This is a genomic window from Methanomicrobium sp., assembly GCF_055145805.1.
Window position 1 is genome coordinate 1 of record NZ_JBSREC010000056.1, and the last position, 18,622, is coordinate 18,622.

Here is an 18,622-nt window from a genome sequence, read left to right on the forward strand (position 1 = left end):
TTTCCGCATTATTTACAAGTCTGCCAAGCTTTTCTTCCTCAGCTTTCGGGTCTTTATCTCCATAGATGCGGTATCTTTCATCTTTATATCTCTCAAGAAGATCTTTTGAATCTGTAAGGTCTCTGAAAACACCCAGACTTTCAGCCTCTGCCTCTCCGAGGCCTTTTTTCGTTGTTTTTATATCCTTTAGAAGAGCCTCAACAGCCTTTGACAAGTTCTCTTTTTCAGAATGGTTTTTGGAGAATTCCTCCTTTCGTCCGGTTAAACTTTTAAGAATTAAAGATATCTCTTCAGGTTTTGTCCCGGAGTCTGCCGTTTCGCCAAAATTATTCAGGATATTTTTAAGTGAATCAAGGTGTCTGATGAGGGTTTTATTCTCCTGTGAAATCTCTGATTTGATTCCTGATTCATCTTTTGTCAGGGATTTTAAATTGTTTTCAGCGGAATTAAATAATTTTTCAGTATTATGCAGATCCTCTTTTTCAGAAGAGAGATGATTTTGTGCCTCTTTTAGATTTGATTTCTCCTCTTCCGCAATTTTTAACAGGTCTTTTAGGTTTTGAAGTTCTGTCTCAAGCTCTGTCTCTGTATCTTTAAAGAAAGCAGGCTGTATGCATTCATCATGGCTTAATCCTGCTTTTTTAAGTTCTGATGCCATCTCAGAATCAGCAGAAATAAGTTCTTTATCAATCTCTGCTGCTCTTTTTTTGTTTCTGTCACATCTGTCCTTAAGTTTCGCAAGTTCTGTTTTTTCCCTTGTAAGTGAATCTTTCAGGGAGTTGATTTTTTGGCGCTGTTTTGTTATTTCCACACTGTTTTCGTCGGTTTCCTGTATTATTCCGGCAGAATACGGGTGTGTGAGTGAACCGCAGAGAGGGCATGGTTCTCCTTTAATAAGCTCCTCTCTCTGTTTTTCAAGGCTTTTAATCCTTATAAGAAGCATTTTTTTCTCTTCAAGTTCGACAGTGAGCCTCTCTTCTGTCTCAATCTCTTTTGAAAGGTTTTCAATAAGAACAGCTGTCCTGTCAGCCTCTGAAATTATCTGAATATTTTCCTGCAAAACTGTATTTTTATCACTTAGACACTGCTTTTTTCTCTCTGAAATTCGGCAGAGCCTCTGAATTATCAGAATATTTGCCTGCAGGATCTCTGTGCTGTTTCGGAGTTCCTCAAATGTTCTTTTATTGAGAATCTCTGAAAGTTTCAAAGATATATCCCTGCATTTTATCTCTGCCCTTTTGCAGTCTTCTGTTTTTGCTTCAAATGCTTTTTTTTGCTCTTCAAGTAAGAATCCTGCCTGTTCTTTTTCAGAGAGAATTTTATCCAGGCAGACTTCCTTATTCTTTATAGATTCCCTGATATCAGAAAATATTGAGGCCTTTTCTTCTGCAACACCCAGAATTTCTGAGAGCTCAATGTCTTTTTGATGGTTTTTCAGGTATTCTGTACGGGATTTTAACTGTTCTTCTGTAATCCGGAGGGAATTATTAAGATCTGAAATATTTTCTTCATATTGTTTTTTCCTGTCAAGAAGAGCTTCGTAGCGTCTTTTATATTCCAGATGGTTTCTGGTTTCTGAATCAATTTTTAGATCAAGTTCAAAAACACTTTTAATTGTCTCTCTTTCCAGAGAGAGTATTTTTTTCAGTTCTGAGAGTTTCTCCTCTGCATGAGTGCTTTTATCACAAAGATCTGTTATTGTCAGTCTGAGTTTTTCAATCTCTTTTTTTGCTGATTCATATTCTGTTCTGCTCTTTTCGGCAAGTTCATTGATATTTATGAAATCTGTGTATACACCTTCAAGTCCGGATGCCCTTTGTGCCTTTTCAAGTCTTAAAAAAACATCTGCGAATCTTTTTTCGTCAGCAAAAACCTCTTTTTTTTCCTCTTCAAGTTTAAGGATCTGATTATTCAGCTCCTTTATTCTGCCCAGCCATAAGAGCGAGGTTTCATACTCTCTGATCTTCTCTGTTAGTTCATCAGAGCTCTTTTTTTTATTCTCTCTCTTTGCTTTCAGACTCTCCAGTTCATCCTCTGAGAGCAGGGCAATGCCCTCAATTCCGGCGCAGAGGCTGTCGAGAATGTTTCTCTCTTCCTTTGTCTTTTCAAATACCTTTGCTGAAATTCTGCTGTAGATTTCTGTTCCGGTGATCTGTTCGAGAATAGGTGCCCTCTCTGTCGGTTTTGCCTCCAGAAACGCTGCAAAACCCCCCTGTGCAAGCATTATTGAGCGGGTAAACTGCTCAAAGTCCATGCCTGTCGCCTCTTCGACACGATGCAGAACCAGCGTCCTTGCTGATTCCAGAATATCACCGGTTGATGCATCTGCTATCTCGTGTTTTGGCAGCTGGAGGTTTCCGTCAGGTTTAAGGTACGATCTCTTCTGACTCCAGTGACATAAAAAGCGTCCCTTTGAGGACTCAAACTCTACTTCCGAGAAACATTCGCCGGTTTTTCGCGACATTATCTCGCATGATCCCTGCGAGATCTTCCCAAGCCTTGGAGTCTGGCCGTATAATGCAAGGCAGATTGCGTCCATTATTGTTGTCTTTCCGGAACCTGTGGGACCTGTTATTGCAAATATACCATCGCTTTGGTATACGGGGTTTGTAAAATCAATCTTACATTCCCCGTAGACTGAATTTAAGTTTGAAAAACGTAATTTGAGTATTTTCACAATAATCCCTCTTTATTCAGCAGAAGAGTCTTCCTCCAGGAGAAGTGTCACAGCTTCCCTGAAAGTCTCATTTAACTCTTCTCTCTGTTCATCATCAACACCTGCGGAGTTTAAACACCGCTCAAAAACGTCATATTCTGTTAAATCTGAGAGTGATTCACCCTCCTCCATATTTCTTAAAATTCCTGCGGCAAGACTCTCGTTTTTAATTCTTAAAATTTCAACACAGGAGTTCTTTGCAAAATCCATTATTATTTCAGAGAGATCCCCGTGGGCATTTGTTCCGTTATATACAATTTCGGCCCAGACCTGTTCGTTTACGAATTTCAGCCCGAAAATCCTGTCTCTGATCTCATCAATATCTCCTGATATTGTTTCAAGCCGCCTGAATGCAGGCACTAAAATCTCTTTTATCTCTGTTTTTTCATCTTTGATATTAACAGAGATTACCATCTTCTTCTGATCCGCCTCTTTGAATCCTGTCGGCAGGGGAGAGCCTGAATATCTTATGTTTTCTCTTCCCGCAATCTTCTGCGGGACATGCAGATGCCCGAGGGCGACGTAGTCAATTGTGTCCGGGAATATGTCAAATCCCACCTTTTCAAGGTTTCCGACATATATCTCGCGAACACCGTCACCTGTTATTGTCATCCCGCCGGCAACAAACAGATGGCCTGTTACAATAACAGGGAGTCGTTTCTGTGTGTGTTCATCCCGTAATCTCTCTGCGGATGCGCAGACTCCTCCGTAATGCTCTTTTATTCCCTGAAGCATTTTTAAGGACTTATCATTGACATTCTCCCCGTCTGAGATTTTTCTTAGATCTTTTTCACGAAGGTAAGGGACTGCACATACGATTGCGCCGGGGCTGTTGTCCGCATCTTTGAGAACAATTACTTCATCTTCAAAATTATCTGCGGCATTTCCGATGACGTGGACATTGAGCCTTTTTAAAAGCTCCTTTGGTGCATTTAAAAGTGAAGGGGAATCATGATTTCCGGCTGTAATTATAACATTTGAGCAGCACGATGTGGATACTCTGTATAAAAAATCGTAATACTGCTCCTGGGCTCTGTTTGAAGGCGAAATTGTGTCAAAAATATCGCCCGATATGATGATTGCATCTGCGCACTCATCCTCTGTTATTTTGAGGAGCCAGTCTAAAAATCCGGCTGACTCATCGTATCTGCTCCTGCCGTAGAGCTTTTTTCCAAGATGCCAGTCTGATGTGTGAATTATTTTCATCTTTTATTCCCCCTGAAATTACAGGTTTCAGATGGATATTTTTAGAGAAAGAAACGCCGTTTTCCTTATGTTTTTAAAACTGATTATATTCTTCTTTATTTCTCTAATTTGTATATTGTATTATAATTAATCCGTGCGGTATGAAAGAGGTTCTCAAAACAAATTCACAACATATAATAACTCCCCAAGACAATTTATTTAGGCAACAATAGGGCCCGTAGCATAGTCGGTGGTGCACCCGGCTGATAACCGGGAGGTCGTGCGTTCGAGTCGCACCGGGCCCATTCGTTTTTTTAGGATTATTTTATTTCAGAAGTTTGACATTCCTGAGATTTCATCTTTTAGTAAATATTAATTCGTAATTTTTAGTTAAGGATTCTTTTAATTATTATTGTGATATCAGGCATTGTCAGATAATATTTGCGTGTTTCGTGGCGGAATTATTGATATATTTATACTCTGAATATATTATCACAGATGAAATTCTCCAAAGCCTTAACTGAGAATAATTGTCCTGAAGAGAGGACACAGGAATATGAGGCGGAGCCAGGTCTGTTTGAGGAGCTTTTAGGCTATCTTCAGGCAATATCCAGTCCGATAAGGCTTGAGATTGTTCTCTTTATAGAAAAACGTCCGAGATCTGTCAGGGAGATTGCAAGGCACACAAATTCAAACTATGACAATACAAAAAAACACATAGAAAAACTGATGAAGACAGGAATAATCAAAAAAGAGGCAGGTATTGGAGATGAGACCTCAAAAGGTTCTCTTCCCGTCTGGAAATATTCGGTTATTCCCGGGGGCATGGAATCAGTTATAAGAAATTTAAATTCATTTTCAAATTTAAATCTTCAGATTATTAGTGAAAAGGCTGATGAGGTCATCAGCATGTTTGATAAAAAGATCCCGGTAAAAGATATACAATATCCTTATGTCATTGTTCTCGGCGGCGATGATGACGGGAAGAGATTTTATCTGAAATCAGACGGGACAAAAATAGGAAGAGCATCTGACTCATTTGAATCAGAAAACGATCCCTGCAATATCGCGCTTTGCCGGACTTATCTTTCTGTTACCAGGATCACCGGTTCCCATGGAGTATTTATTAAAAAGGACGGGGGCTGTTATTTCTCTGATTCAGGCAGCACCAATGGTTCTTTTATCAATCACAGGGCTGTTTTATGTGGAGAGGATGTATTGCTCTCAGACGGCGATATGATTGATCTGGGAAAAGGCGTAACAAGAGCGAGGCTGATTTTTCATAATGCCGGGAAAACATTTTCTGACTGATACAGGGGTAGAAATTTGAGAGAGAGAATATTAACCGGATTATTAATTGCTTTTTTGCTTATCACCCCTGTCTTTGCAGATGAGAACAAAAATATAATTTTTATTGAAAAAAATTCTCCGTTTGGCTACAACAACTCTTTTCTGATTACAGATAATCAAAACGGCATGGTTGTACTGGACTCTCCTGTGCTGTCTTCTATTAATGATAATTCCTCTGCAACAGGAGGCAGTTATCGGGTCTATTTTAATAGTCCGGATTACAATATTAACGGCCCGGAGTCATATTCACTAAATCAGGCGTCGCAGGGTGTATGGTATTCCGGCGAGAGCAAGGCCTTCTTTTTTATATTGATAATTTCACTTGTGATATCGGCAATTCTCTCGATTGTAAAAAGCAAAAAGAATCAGAATTCAACAGTGCATCTTGATCCCCTTGAAAAGGTTCTGCTGGCAGGAGGACATCTCTCGATCTCTGTTCTTCTCTGTTTTATCACAACAGGAATGATCGACAGTTCCTATTATCTGTTTGATTTATCAGAGGACGGTCTTTTCATATGTCTGGGTCTAATTTTCACTCTGATATACATTGCATCGTCATCTTTCCTTCTTTTTGTGCTCACTCCGATCTCCAAAAACACAGGATACAACTATCATTTTCATGCAGGCATTGCATCTCTTGCCGGCGTATTTTATACAGCCTGTCTGCTTCAAAGCAACCCTGTTCTTTCCAGGATGAATCTTCTCTATATTCCTGTTCTTTTGATTCTTTCCCTGTCTCTTCTTGTAATCGTATATTTAAGGAGATCTTCTGATCAAACCGGGTATTTGGGTGCCGGGGAAAGAACCTATGTTCCCGGCGGCAGGGAAAATAATCTTGGGATAACCGTATTCCCACCTGAGCTGCTCCAGAACTATGCAGATGTATCTCTTGCAGGTATGGGGGGTGTTGCAATGGTATTTCGGGCAAGGAGAATTCGGGATAAAAAAAATATTGCAATCAAGGTTCCGATAAACAGGGATGAGATCACAGGGAAATCATTTATTCGTGAGATAGGGGTCTGGAAGAAGCTTTCTCATAAAAATATTGTGAAGATATATCTCGCAAATATTCTGCCTGTGCCATACATTGAGATGGAGTACATAGACAGGAGTTTAGGTGACTTAAACTATCCTCTGCCCCGAAAAGAGGCACTCGAAATCATGTCGGGAATCGCAGAAGGTCTGTCCTATGCACATAAAATGGGAATTGTTCATCATGATATAAAACCGAAAAATATTCTCATTGATTCTGACGGAATACCTAAACTTACTGACTGGGGTCTTTGCAGAACGGCAGCTGAAAACTTTGAATCCTCAAACATAGGATTTTCGCTCATCTACGCCGCTCCGGAGCAGATATTTCCGTCCAGGTATGGAATGCCCGGTGAAAGAACTGACATTTATCAGACCGGGCTTATATTTTATGAGATTCTTACCGGACAAAAACCGGTTTTGGGGGATATTATAGAAGAGTTCTCAAAAGAGAACAAAAAAAGCGAAATAACTCCGGTTTCCGTTCTGCGAAATGACGAGTCGTTTTCTGATTTAGACAAAATTATAATGCACTGTCTTGAAAAAGAGCCCGGTTTAAGGTATGTCCGGATGCAGGATCTTCTTAGTGATATAAAAAAGTTAAAGGATAAAGCAGATCAGAATTCCCTGTGAAAATTATTTTTAGATTTTTTATTAAAACTGCTGCAAAAAAAAAGATATGACTTTTTTAATAATTTTTATTATCTTCTCTCATATTTTCTGTACATGTAAAATACTCCGCCTGCAACAAGCAGAAGCATTATCACTCCGAATATTCCTATAAGAGAGCTCTCCTTTACAACAATCCTGATGCTGTCTGAGACCTCCTCCTGATCGGATATCACTTTGACAGTTATTTTGTACTCGGATGCCGCGATGTTTGATGGCGGGACTACCTTTAATGTGACAGTCTCACGCTGTCCCGGTGCAATTCCCGAGATAGTCTCAGGTGCTGTTGTAACCTTCCATCCCTCAGGGGTTGAGACCTCGACCTGAACATTAGTCAGTGCAATGCCGTTTCCATTGTTTAAAATCTTTACAGGAATTTCGATTGTATCTCCCTTTGTTAACTCATAGAGGTACTTGTCAGAGAATACCTGAAGATCACTGCTTCCCTTTATAGTCGCCTTAACCTCTTCTGAATACTGTGAGCCGTCAGATGAGGATATCAGGGAATCAAAAGTGTAGTCGCCTTTTGTAACCGAATATGGGGGAATTACCTCCAGGTAGACTGTTTTATCCTCTCCTGCCCGGATAAATACCTCAGAGAGTTCACTCTTTGAATCGGCCGTCTCTTTGTATCTCCCGTACCACCCTTCTGGCATGTTTTCTGATGCGAGAACAAATATGTCGTCACTCTTTCCGACATTTGAAATTTTCATTTCGAATAGGGGTTTTTGGCCGATAGGTGCTGTTACAACAGGTGTTTTCACATCAATATCAAGTCCGTAGTTCTTTCTCTCAAGCATCAGAGTGCCTGCATCCTCGGTGTATCCGCTCTGAATTTTGACATCATCCTTCTCACGGCTTAAATATCCGTCTTTTTCTATGAGAAGTCTGTATGTCCCCTGATCAAGTTCTGTTCTGACCTGTCCGTCTGCGGTTGAGAATACAGTTGCATCAGGGACGGTGTTTTTATCCATGAAAGCAGAGACCTTTGCACCTTTTATATTTTCACCCTGTTCGTTGACTATCTCAAGTTTTAGCACACCATCCTCTCCGGCATGGGTCTTTTCAACGATAAGATAGAGCCACAGCTTTGCGTCATCGATTGACACTCTGAACTGGTACGTATCAACGGGTGTGTCTCCCGCCGTCTTGACTTCAAGCTGGATTGTCTCGGATTCTCCTTTGGGAAGCGCTATTCGGTCAATTTCTGTTTCGCCTGTCAAAAATTTAAATTCCCAGTCATCCTCGCCTTTGAAGGTGTCAAAACGCATTTTTTTTGCATATTCAGTTCCTGCCATATTTTTCACTGTGAGATCAAATTTGACAGTCTCTCCGGCATCGATTATCTTTCCCGGGTACTTGCAGGATATCTGGAAGTTGCCTGACCCGGTTTCAGCCATGGCAGGTACTGCAACTGATGATAGTAAAAGCAGTATCAGCACAACATAGATTAAAAATCCAGGTGTTCCCGAACTTTTTTTAAAAAAAGAGATTTTTTTCATATTATTTCCTCATCTTATATCCATTCTCATAAAGCGTACGTATGCAAGTCCGAAGAAGACAGCCGGGAATGCTAAAAGTGCGATGAAATTTTTCATAAGTTCTCCCAGGATATCAAAGATGTCAGCTTTTTCAGGTTCGGTGTTTTTGTCTTCGACTGCAAAACTGCTGTAATAATTCATATTTTTATACATCTGCGGATATGCGATATATGTTGAAATATGCTGGAAGTTGTTTGTCGGAGACAGGAGATTAAAAAAGTCCGAAATCATCTGGCGTTTCTGCCAGTATTTTTGAAGTTCCTCTTCGTAATTTCTCCACTCTTCGGTGTCGTAAGGGTTGTAACTATCCTCAGCTGCCTTTTCACCTGAGTCACTTACTGTGACTGTTACCTGTGAAGAGGAATATGAAGATGCCATTCTCATAACATGCAAATCAGTTGGCGGTTCCGGTGATTCTCCTGCAAAAACATCCATAACAGGTCCGGATATAAGCATCGGAAAGAGTCCTGTTAAAACAATGAATACAATAAGGGTGTAAATAAGAGAGTTTCCGCTTGTTTTTGCAACCGTTGACATGAAAAGAGATATTGCAAAATATGAAAATACCATCAGAAATGCGGAAATTCCGAATAACAGGATGCAGGGTATTTCATCAATGCTCGGAATTATGCTGAATATCAAAAGAAGTGCCATTGATATGACAAATGTTATCAGAAGTGCAAGAATCAATGCAAGAATCCCGCCGACTGCTTTTCCGTTTATGATCTCATCGCGGAATATCGGGTGGGACAGGAGAATTTTAAGCGATTTGCTCTCTTTTTCGCGTGTGATAAGATCAAAGCCCATGGCGAGTCCTAAAATTGCCCCAAGGGATGATATTACCGTGGCAACATTGATGAATATTATCATAACAGAGGGCTTTTCCAGGAAATAAGAGCTCATGGACAGTTTTTCTTCTGCTATTACCTGATTGTCCGCATAGTTCTTTATCTGGTCGTTGTAATTAATTGCACCGCCCGACATTCCGATTATTGTTGTTATAAGTATGATTGCAAAGATTACCAGAAATTTTCTGCTCATCATATGGTCATGAAACTCTTTTTTGGAGATTACAAAAAGTCCCTTTGATTTCATGCCGTCTCCTCTTCGTTATAGTAGGTAAGTATTGCATCCTCAAGTGTTGTTGAATCAAGGGAGAGGTTTTTTGGGAGAATACTGTTTTTGAAAAGTGTCTCTGCAATATTTTCTCTGATATCGGTTTTTGCAATTATTGCGGCATTTTTATTGTCGTTTTTATACTCCGCCGAAATAATGTCAGGGTGGTTAAATTCAGGCATTGAAGTCTTCGTTTCAACGTTAATTCTGATATCATGGAGATTTCTGCTGTCTAAGTCTGAAGAAAATTCCTCCCACGTTCCTTCTCTTATCAGCTTTCCTTTCTGGAGTATGCCTATCTTTGTTGAGACCTTGCTTATCTCCGAGAGAATATGGGATGAGACAAGGACTGTTCTGTCTTCTTTTGCAATATTCTGTATAATCCTGCGGTAGTCGGATACCCCCTGCGGGTCAAGGTTTGCTGTCGGTTCATCAAGAATTATTACAGACGGACTGTTCAGCTGTGCTTTTGCGATTCCAAGTCTCTGACGCATTCCCTTTGAATATCCTCCTACAGTCTTTTCAACACCGTATAGTCCTGTCTGTTTTAGCAGTTCGTCAGTTTTTTCTTCAAGCTCCTTTTCCGGAATATCATACAGTCTGCCAAAAAACGTAAGATTCTCCCGTGCATTCAGGTTTGTATAAAATCCGACGTCTTCAGGCATGTACCCTATTTTTTGCTTAACTTTAATCGGATTTCGTGAAACTTCCATTCCGTCTATTAAGCATTCTCCTGATGTCGGCTGGATTAAGCCTGTAAGCATCAGTATTGCAGTGCTTTTTCCTGCACCGTTAGGGCCTAAAAGTCCGTAGATTTCACCCCCGTCTATATTAAGGCAGAGATTATCAACTGCTGCTATGCCGTTGTATTCCTTTACCAGATTTTTTGTCTCTATCATTATTCTCCACATCTTGTTTTTGATAAAAAATGTATCTGAAAACTTTTTGGATCAGATAATAGTGTCTGTATCCAGGTACTGATACTTCCAAAAAAAGTATATTATCTGAATAAATCGTTTGGGGCCTGGTTTTAATTCCTAATCCTTAACAGAGTGAATTTATACTTTTTTTAGAATTCAGTACCTGGCTATATGTTATATGAAAGTGGCATATAAATGAGATAATTAAAATAATTCCATGTGTTTAACCGGATGGTTAAATCCTGAAATCTAAAAATAAGAAAAAAGAAAACAAAAGGAAAACTAAAAAAGTGATTAATTATTTCTGTGTTACTGGTCCTGAATAAAGGCGATTGTTTTCCCTAGTGCTGATACGAGTTCATCCTCACCTTTGAGATACTGGTGAAATGCCTTATAGATCATAAATATTATCTCTGTTCCGTAAAGGTCAAGTGCCTCTTCGGCAGGGATTTCGCGTGAGTATGAGTCTGTTAAAACCTCTGATGTTGAATACATGAATTCAAAGAATTTTCCCTCTTCGGATATGATGCAGAACTGGCTGTCTACCTTCTTTGTCATGTCGTCAGGGCGGTATGGCATAGGTTCTGTCTTTGCCAGAACAAACATCTTCTTATCGCTGAAAACTTTATCAAACATCTCGCCGTGGATGTCGGATTTGGCCCCGAGGAGCATGTTTACACCGACTGTCTGAACAAGGGGTGCTGCTTTTTCTCCCATTCTTTTAAGGAGTTCTGCCCTGCTCTGGAGAATTTCGGCTGAAAGCGCCTCTTTTTTCTCCTTATCCTCTTCAATCTGTTTTAATATTTTTTCAAAGCCCTGTTCTATTATATCCATTGGATAGTTGTTTGCACTTAATGTATAAAAAAAAGGAGAGGTTGAATTTTCATATAAGGATGTAAAATTTCATAACGCCCTCTCCGGCGTTGTAAACTTTTTACGGGTTATTTTTCATTCTCTCTTTTTTTGTAAACAGAGTATCCGAAGAGAAATATTGCGCCTAAAAGCACTGCAATTGCAATCGGATTTGTTATAATGTCGGTCAGAATACTTCCTCTTTTTGCTATTACAACAAGTTTCATCTGATCTGAGAGAATAAGTCTGTCAGATTCATCGCGGTATTTTAATTCAGTGTTAATTCCATACGGGATTATCAGTGCATCTGTATCCATGGAAATTTTAAAGAAACCGGTTTTTGTCTCTCCGGGTTTCATATCGCCCAGAATTGCAGTGTCTGTCCCGGCACTTATAGGGCTGTCAGGAATAATTCTTGCCTTTGCGTTAAATGCTGTCTCATCGCCGTAATTTTCAAACACAACTGCCAGATTTTCAGACTCCCCCGGATTCATTATGATATCTTCGGATACAATCCTGATTTTTGCACCTCCGGAGATATTCAGACCAAAATTTTCAGAGACGGATTTTTTTAACTTTCCATAACTGTCTGTGTATGATATGATGAGTGATTCCGGATAAACCCCTGCTCCGGCGGCATCCTCAACATCGGCGCTGAATACGATCTCTTTTGTATCACCGGGCAAAAAGTCGCCTAAGAATACACTTCCGTCAACAGAGCGTATAAGCTCTGATGTGGCAGAAATTTCTGCTGCAGCGTTGTAACCTGTCTCATATCCTGTGTTTTTGAGAACAACTGTTATATCCCCTTTCTGTCCGGGACTCAGGTCTCTGGTAAAAACCGAGATTATCTTCGGCTTTACAACTCCTTTGACCTCTATCGGGATTTGAATTTCTTCTGTCTTATCCCTGTATATGTAGCTCCATCTTCCGGGCTCAATCAGAGTATTTGCAAAGACATAGCTGTAGTCTGCAGACAAAATCAGATTGTATATCCCTTTTGGAGCGTTTTCATCCACATATACGTAAAATGAGCCTGTCTTTGTCTCTCCTGCCAAAATGTCGCCTGCCATAAACGGTTCGGTCTTTATTTTAACAGGTGCATCTCCCGGTTTCAGATTAACCATTGTCCCAAGGGCTGTTGTCGGATTTATGCTGTATGATGCATACTGCAGACCCCTGAGTCCCTCATTGTCAACACCGTGATTTTCCAGAACAATCCCCAAAACCACATCAGTGCCCGGATAAACTTCGGAATCGCCTGCGATTGTTGCAGATACTGAGGGTTTACTCTCAAGAAACTGCTCACCCGCAGCATAAGCATGCCCTAAACACAACGATGTGAGGATGAATATGAGAAATAACGCATCAAAAAGTTTTGATTTTTTATATCGCATAGGTTAAATCTCCTTTAAAAGAGGTGTCTCCTATTTCCCCTGGGATTTCTTTCTGTACAGGATATATCCCGCCGCTGCAATTAATATGATGAAAACGGCTGTAAGTATTGTTCCTGTGTTTCCTTTGTCCTGGACATCGATTATCACCTTTATTGTGTCGGAGACGTAGTTGTTGTTTTCGATGTCATTGTATCTGATCTCGGAGTCAAGTGAGTACTGCTTTATTGTCGCACCTGAATCAATCTTAATTTTATAGACTGCATCCTTTGTCTCTCCGGGTTTCATATCGCCGAGATATACATTTGTATCACTGCTTGAGAAAGGGTCAACGACACTTATTCTGCCCTGTGCCTGATATGCTGTTGCACCGCCTGTGTTTTTGTATGTTACATATATCAGGTTTTCACCGGCATATCCTGTTGCAGGACCTCCTGAGACTTCAAACTGTATCTTTCCGGAGAATCCTACGCCGATTGTTACAGGCTCTGTCTGCTGTGAGATTCCTTCATAATCCTTGTAGACTCCGTAGACCTCTACAGGATAGGTCTGTTTCGGGTCGGCATTGTTTGATATTGCGACTTTAAATCCCGGGTTTATGGTCTCACCGGGATTTAAGTCTCCTGCGTATATGCTGTTTTCAACCGGTTTCACAGGGCTGTTTCCTGCCGGGTTTATGAATACCGCAAGTGACTTTGCCGTGTCAGTCCCTGTGTTTTTGATATTCATGGTGATATAGCCCTCTCCTCCGGCACTTAAAGTATCGGATTGTACATCTGTTATCTCAAAGACTACTGATGGTTTGATTATAATATTTACCGGAATTTCCATCGTCTCTTTTTTGAATGTGTATGTGATTGCATCAGTTCCGACCTGCTGGGAGTTTTCCATGTATTCATACTCAATAAGAGCAGTCATTTTGTAATTTCCGGACTTTGCATTCTCAGGAATATATATGTCAAATGATACTGTCTTCATATATCCTGAAGGCAGATCCCCGAAGACCTGCGGGTCTGATTTTACAACAACAGGTGATTCTCCTGACTTAAGTGCAACGACGCCGGCCTTGGCAGTATTCGGGAGGTAATCAGGAGTCATATACTTGTTCTGCACAAGTTTCATGTCAATTAAGCCCTTGTTCTGGACAAGAAGTGTGAGGGTTGTATCCTGTCCTGTTGAGATCTCGTTTGTTCCGTACACGGAAATTGTGATGTCAGGCCCGTCAGTGTATAATTTATCTCCTGCAGAGACCGGCTGTGCAGAAATAAAAAAAATCAGGATTAAGGCCGTTAAATAAAGAGATGACTTGGTTTTCATATTTTTTCTTCTCCATTTTCAGTTTTTTGTATTGCAGCGTATTATTTGGCACCGGATGTGTTCCGTCAGATTACACAGATAATTTCTGCCTCAGTCAATAATATCTATATTTACCCGATATAATTAAAAATGTGGTTTAAGGATTTTCATCATCTTTTTATATTGCCTGTTTTCTCGGATATTTCATCCTTATATACAAAAAGAATCAAAACACATCATATCCAAAAGATCATGCCTGTATCCGCGGTCTGAAATTTTAGAGAATGGAGATGTTTTCATTAGTTTTAGCATGAGTTCCCTGTACGGCGCAATATCCCGCCTGATAAATAAAAATCCGCGTCTTGTTCTCGGAATAATGACAGCCCTTATGATAGCAGGAATTTTTACTCTCTCAGGTCTCTCTTTTCAGTCAACATCTGATCAGTATCTCAACAAGGAGACGCCGGACGGAATACGATATGATCAGTACAACTCACAGTTTGTATCCGATACTTTTATTCTTTTGATTCAGACCTCTGATACAACCGATTATGAACTGATGCAGGACCTTTTAGTCCTTGAAGAGGAGATAAAAAGGCTTGATTATGTCTATGAAACAGTCTCGATAGCTGATGTGTTAAAAGAGTACAACGGAGGCGTACTCCCTGAAAATAAGGTTGATTCAGATTATATTGTCTCAAAAATCCCTGAATCTGCAAAAACACAGCTGATTCCCGACAGCCAGACCTCGCTTTTGTATGTTAAAATCGGTCAGGGAATCTCAACCGACACATCTGTTTTAATTCTCCCGAAACTCGAAATTCTGGCAGACGAGGCAGACCTTCCCCCCGGTGTTTCAATAGAGATTACCGGAAACACGCCGTACAACGATGAACTCCAGAAGGATATGGTTGTATCAGGAGTTGTTCTGGTCGGAGGATCATTCATTCTGATGACATTTGTCCTCTTTTTCCTCTTCTCCAATATGCGATTCTGGTATCTCCCGCTTATACTTTTAACATTCGGGCTTATGTACACGTTTGCTGCAATGAGTATTTTGGGCGTTAAGATAAACAACGGTGCAATAGCTTCTTTCCCGATTCTTCTGGGTCTGGGAATAGATTATGCCGTTCAGTTTCATGCCCGGTTTGATGAGGAGATACGGCTTGGGAAATCTGTAACAGACTCATCAGATGCGACCCTGAGGAATACCGGGCCGGCTGTTCTGCTTGCAATGCTTGCGACAACGATGGGATTTATTGCAATGTTTATATCTCCTGTTCCAATGATTGAGACGTTTGCGGTTGTATCCATAATTGGTGTTGTCTGCTGTTATCTGACATCTCTTATCGGCTTTCCTGCTTTTGCAGCGGTTTTAAACTATACGCCAAAGGAAAATGCACAGTCTAAGGCTGTAATTTTAATGAACAGGTACAGCAATTTCCTGGAAAAGGTTGTTGAGAGGGTTTCAAAACTTGCTGTTCCAATCATAATTGTGGCGGTTGTAATCGCATATGCAGGAATTTATTCCGATCCTTCGATTCCGATTGATACCGATACCAAATCTATGGCGCCTCCCGGTCTTCCGGCACAGCTGACACTTGACAAGGTTCAGGATGTTGCAGGCTCGGTTACTCCGTTTCCTCTGTATGTAAGGGGTGATTCTCTCAGGAAACTGGATGCGGTTTTATGGACTGACTCGTTTGGCAGTTATACGGTTGATAATCATGAGGAGATACTCGGCGTTTCGAGTATTGCAACGCTGGTAAGGCAGTATAACAACGGTGAGATGCCTTCAGATCAGGCAACACTGGATGCTGTGATGCAGAAGATTCCTGCCGATGATATGAATGAATATTTAGAAGGCGATTCAGAGGCGGTAATCTCCTATACAACAACGATTCTTACAATAAACCAGCAGAATGAACTTAAAAAAGAGGTTACAAAAGACGCATCGTGGTCTGAGATTCCGCCTCATATCTCGGTATATCCGACAGGTGATTTTGATCTCTACACAAATTTGATGGATCAGATTTCAGAGAGCAAGGATAAGATGACAATGCTTGGTTTCATCCTGATATTTTTGTTTCTGGCCTTTGCATACAGAAGAAAAGAGGCTCTGACACCGATAATTCCGATTATATGTGTGGTAGGGTGGAATGCAGTTGCAATGATTGCAATCGGTCTTCATTACAATCCGATAAGTGCATGTCTCGGGTCAATGACAATCGGTGTGGCATCAGAGTATACTATTCTCATAATGGAGCGGTATTCCGAGGAGAAGGAGATATCTGAGAATAATATTGATGCTATAAAAAAGTCTGTCCAGAAGATTGGATCGGCCGTAACTGTTTCAGGTCTTGTAACTGCAAGCGGCTTTTCCGCACTGATGCTTTCTGTATTCCCGATTGTCTCAAGCTTCGGCCTTTCAACTGTTATCGCCGTATTATTTTCACTCATCGGTGCAATTGTTATAATGCCTGCCGTTCTCACAATCATGGCATCGGCAGAGAAGTTCTCGATTTTTGGAAGAAAAGCGGCCTGAAAAAATATTTTTTCAGCTGAAAATTACTTCATCTTCAGAAATGATCTTATTTTTATTACGGTCTTTTATTACAATCCGCCATGTGCCTTTTGCAAAAGGCTTCGGGTATGACCATGTGGGACCGGGTGCACCCGGCCATGTGCTGTCATCTCCTATTCTTGCGTACTGGTTTGTTATGTAGTACTGGCCGTTAATATCAGAAGATAAGGTATAATAATAAAAAACGGCCCCCTGTCCTATTTTTTGTCCTTTCATTGATAGAGACTGAACTGCCTCATGTGAATTTCCTTTCGGGTCATACAGCAGGAAATTTATATTTTCTGTTTCTAAATATGCCCCTTTTTCATAAATCCCGCCAGGCTCATTTTCTGAAGTAAATGTAATCTTTACAGAGTCTGCATTCCAGACGTTATGTGCAAAAAGTGCAGGTATAATTTCTGCCTCAACAACTGCGTAATTAATTGTGTAATCAACCGGGTTGGTGTTTCCTGCAGAATATATAAATATATAGGCCAGAATTACGGAAAATAACAGAATCATTGTCAGCATAAGGATTGTGGCAACATTTTCTGATAACCCCCCGATTGACATTATACTCAGTTACTCTGTGATAAAAGATAAGATTTATGGGAAAAACAGCGTTTTGAAGGCTAAAAAACTACCTTATGCTCAATAAATTTGCCGGTAAATAATATGCTCATCTCATTTCAAATAAAAAAGGATGTCGGGGATATATTTTTCAGCTCATTATTACTTCTTCATCAGCAATGACTGCATTGAGCTGTTCATCTTTTATCACAACCCGCCATGTGCCTGTTTTAAAAGGAGTCACGTATACCCAGCCTGATCCCCAGTTTGTATCATCGCCGATTCTTGCGTACTGGTTTGTTATGTAATAATCATATTTTGCCTGGGGAGCATAAAAATAATAAAAAACAGCTCCCTGATTGATTTTCTGACCCTTCATGGTGATAGACTGCATTGCCTCATGGAAGTTTCCGTCAGGGTCACAGAGCATGAATTTTATGCCTTCTGTTCCGGTATATGCATTCTCTTCATATTTCAGATCAAGCTCGTTTCCGTATGCAAATGTAATTTTTATGGAGTTTGCATTCCAGACATTATGTGAGGAAAGTGCAGGTATGACCTCTGCCTCAACTATTGCATACTGGGGTGTGTAATCTGTTGGAATACTATCTCCTGCCACATTCATAACAAAAATGGATACACCTGCGGCTATAATCAGAAGAACTAATATTATCAGAATAGTTCCGGCACATTCTGATACCCCCTCATCAGACATTACATTCAATTTCTATTTGATTTAAGATATAATTATTGAAAAAATAGAGATTAATATAAAAAAAGAATATAATACATTTTGGTTTTTAGCTGATCTTCACTTCTTTATCCGCAATGATTGTTTTGGAGCTGTCATCCACTATTACAACCTGCCATGTGCCTGCTTTAAAGGGCTTTAAATATGGCAGCCCGCCCCATGTACTTTCATCGCCTATTCTTGCGTACTGGTTAGTTATTTGATACGGGTCGTTGATATTCTCTGATGTGGTATAAAAGTAAAATGTTGCTCCCGGTTCTATCATTTTATCTTTCATAGCCACAGATTGTATTGCCTCGTGTAAGCCGCCGTTCGGGTCAGTGAGAAGGAATCTAATCACTTCTGTTCCTGTATAGGCACCTTTGCTGGTATTCTGGTAACTTTTTTGTCCGGCGATGAATCCTACCTTTATGGAATCAGCTTCCCATGTATTAGCATCTGAAAGTGCAGGTACAGCCTCAGCTGTGACATATGCATATTTCGGGAGATTATCCTCCGATATGCTGTCATCTGCCACATTCATAATAAAAATGGATACACCTGCGGCTATAATCAAAAGAACTAATATTATCAAAATAATTCCGGTACATTCTGACACCCCCTCATCAGACATAATATTCAGTTTCTATTTGATTAAAGATATAATTATTGAAAAAAAGAACATAAA

General features: G+C 40.2%; 14 protein-coding genes and 1 tRNA gene. 4 read left to right on the forward strand and 11 right to left on the reverse strand.

The window, feature by feature from the left end; genetic code table 11:
• On the reverse strand, positions 1–2,677 hold a 2,677-nt coding region (locus ACTB1O_RS04590), incomplete at its 3' end, for an AAA family ATPase (RefSeq protein WP_462993963.1).
• A gap of 12 nt (positions 2,678–2,689) precedes the next feature.
• Positions 2,690–3,922, reverse strand: a complete 1,233-nt coding sequence (locus ACTB1O_RS04595; protein WP_462993964.1) for an exonuclease SbcCD subunit D C-terminal domain-containing protein — start codon at positions 3,920–3,922, stop codon at positions 2,690–2,692.
• A gap of 211 nt (positions 3,923–4,133) precedes the next feature.
• Here ACTB1O_RS04595 and ACTB1O_RS04600 point away from each other — a divergent pair.
• From ACTB1O_RS04600 to ACTB1O_RS04610, 3 genes are all read left to right on the forward strand, one after another.
• Positions 4,134–4,206: transfer RNA gene (locus ACTB1O_RS04600), tRNA-Ile, on the forward strand.
• Positions 4,207–4,399: 193 nt separating this feature from the next.
• Positions 4,400–5,212, forward strand: coding sequence for an FHA domain-containing protein (locus tag ACTB1O_RS04605; RefSeq protein WP_462993965.1), 813 nt, complete (start codon positions 4,400–4,402; stop codon positions 5,210–5,212).
• 15 nt (positions 5,213–5,227) lie between these two features.
• A complete protein-coding gene (locus tag ACTB1O_RS04610) occupies positions 5,228–6,916 on the forward strand; it encodes a serine/threonine-protein kinase (RefSeq protein ID WP_462993966.1) in 1,689 nt (562 codons plus the stop codon).
• 68 nt (positions 6,917–6,984) lie between these two features.
• Here ACTB1O_RS04610 and ACTB1O_RS04615 read toward each other — a convergent pair whose 3' ends face one another.
• The 6 genes from ACTB1O_RS04615 to ACTB1O_RS04640 all read right to left on the reverse strand — a co-directional run bounded on the left by ACTB1O_RS04615 (position 6,985) and on the right by ACTB1O_RS04640 (position 14,092).
• The gene (locus tag ACTB1O_RS04615) at positions 6,985–8,454 is read right to left on the reverse strand and encodes a COG1470 family protein (protein ID WP_462993967.1); all 1,470 of its coding nucleotides are present in this window, start codon (positions 8,452–8,454) and stop codon (positions 6,985–6,987) included.
• A gap of 9 nt (positions 8,455–8,463) precedes the next feature.
• Positions 8,464–9,588 carry an ABC transporter permease gene (locus ACTB1O_RS04620; RefSeq protein ID WP_462993968.1) on the reverse strand — a complete coding sequence of 375 codons (1,125 nt, stop codon included), beginning with the start codon at positions 9,586–9,588 and terminating at the stop codon, positions 8,464–8,466.
• A complete protein-coding gene (locus ACTB1O_RS04625; RefSeq protein WP_462993969.1) occupies positions 9,585–10,508 on the reverse strand; it encodes an ABC transporter ATP-binding protein in 924 nt (307 codons plus the stop codon). The genes ACTB1O_RS04620 and ACTB1O_RS04625 overlap by 4 nt, the downstream gene beginning before the upstream one ends.
• A 330-nt stretch (positions 10,509–10,838) precedes the next feature.
• Positions 10,839–11,363: a hypothetical protein gene (locus tag ACTB1O_RS04630; RefSeq protein WP_462993970.1), complete on the reverse strand. Its 525-nt coding sequence runs from the start codon at positions 11,361–11,363 to the stop codon at positions 10,839–10,841.
• 107 nt (positions 11,364–11,470) lie between these two features.
• Positions 11,471–12,778, reverse strand: a complete 1,308-nt coding sequence (locus tag ACTB1O_RS04635) for a COG1361 S-layer family protein (RefSeq protein WP_462993971.1) — start codon at positions 12,776–12,778, stop codon at positions 11,471–11,473.
• Positions 12,779–12,808: 30 nt separating this feature from the next.
• On the reverse strand, positions 12,809–14,092 hold the full coding sequence (locus tag ACTB1O_RS04640) for a COG1361 S-layer family protein (RefSeq protein ID WP_462993972.1): 1,284 nt from the start codon (positions 14,090–14,092) through the stop codon (positions 12,809–12,811).
• 289 nt (positions 14,093–14,381) lie between these two features.
• Here ACTB1O_RS04640 and ACTB1O_RS04645 point away from each other — a divergent pair, with 289 nt between their 5' ends.
• Positions 14,382–16,616, forward strand: coding sequence for an efflux RND transporter permease subunit (locus ACTB1O_RS04645; RefSeq protein WP_462993973.1), 2,235 nt, complete (start codon positions 14,382–14,384; stop codon positions 16,614–16,616).
• Positions 16,617–16,628: 12 nt separating this feature from the next.
• Here the strand turns inward: ACTB1O_RS04645 and ACTB1O_RS04650 are convergent, their stop codons facing one another.
• The 3 genes from ACTB1O_RS04650 to ACTB1O_RS04660 all read right to left on the reverse strand — a co-directional run bounded on the left by ACTB1O_RS04650 (position 16,629) and on the right by ACTB1O_RS04660 (position 18,568).
• Positions 16,629–17,207 carry a hypothetical protein gene (locus tag ACTB1O_RS04650; protein WP_462993974.1) on the reverse strand — a complete coding sequence of 193 codons (579 nt, stop codon included), beginning with the start codon at positions 17,205–17,207 and terminating at the stop codon, positions 16,629–16,631.
• Positions 17,208–17,355: 148 nt separating this feature from the next.
• Complete coding sequence (locus ACTB1O_RS04655) at positions 17,356–17,919, reverse strand: type IV pilin domain-containing protein (RefSeq protein WP_462993975.1); 564 nt, start codon at positions 17,917–17,919, stop codon at positions 17,356–17,358.
• An 85-nt stretch (positions 17,920–18,004) separates the two neighbouring features.
• Positions 18,005–18,568, reverse strand: a complete 564-nt coding sequence (locus ACTB1O_RS04660) for a hypothetical protein (RefSeq protein WP_462993976.1) — start codon at positions 18,566–18,568, stop codon at positions 18,005–18,007.
• Between the last annotated feature and the right edge of the window lie 54 nt (positions 18,569–18,622).

Bases quoted from the DNA above. Each gene is read 5' to 3' on its own strand.
- ACTB1O_RS04595 (WP_462993964.1), bottom strand. From the start codon at position 3,922: ATGAAAATAATTCACACATCAGACTGGCATCTTGGAAAAAAGCTCTAC.
- ACTB1O_RS04640 (WP_462993972.1), bottom strand. From the start codon at position 14,092: ATGAAAACCAAGTCATCTCTTTATTTAACGGCCTTAATCCTGATTTTT.
- ACTB1O_RS04620 (WP_462993968.1), bottom strand. From the start codon at position 9,588: ATGAAATCAAAGGGACTTTTTGTAATCTCCAAAAAAGAGTTTCATGAC.
- ACTB1O_RS04655 (WP_462993975.1), bottom strand. From the start codon at position 17,919: ATGTCTGATGAGGGGGTATCAGAATGTGCCGGAACTATTCTGATAATA.
- ACTB1O_RS04605 (WP_462993965.1), top strand. From the start codon at position 4,400: ATGAAATTCTCCAAAGCCTTAACTGAGAATAATTGTCCTGAAGAGAGG.
- ACTB1O_RS04630 (WP_462993970.1), bottom strand. From the start codon at position 11,363: ATGGATATAATAGAACAGGGCTTTGAAAAAATATTAAAACAGATTGAA.
- ACTB1O_RS04660 (WP_462993976.1), bottom strand. From the start codon at position 18,568: ATGTCTGATGAGGGGGTGTCAGAATGTACCGGAATTATTTTGATAATA.
- ACTB1O_RS04650 (WP_462993974.1), bottom strand. From the start codon at position 17,207: ATGTCAATCGGGGGGTTATCAGAAAATGTTGCCACAATCCTTATGCTG.
- ACTB1O_RS04645 (WP_462993973.1), top strand. From the start codon at position 14,382: ATGAGTTCCCTGTACGGCGCAATATCCCGCCTGATAAATAAAAATCCG.
- ACTB1O_RS04625 (WP_462993969.1), bottom strand. From the start codon at position 10,508: ATGATAGAGACAAAAAATCTGGTAAAGGAATACAACGGCATAGCAGCA.
- ACTB1O_RS04615 (WP_462993967.1), bottom strand. From the start codon at position 8,454: ATGAAAAAAATCTCTTTTTTTAAAAAAAGTTCGGGAACACCTGGATTT.
- ACTB1O_RS04635 (WP_462993971.1), bottom strand. From the start codon at position 12,778: ATGCGATATAAAAAATCAAAACTTTTTGATGCGTTATTTCTCATATTC.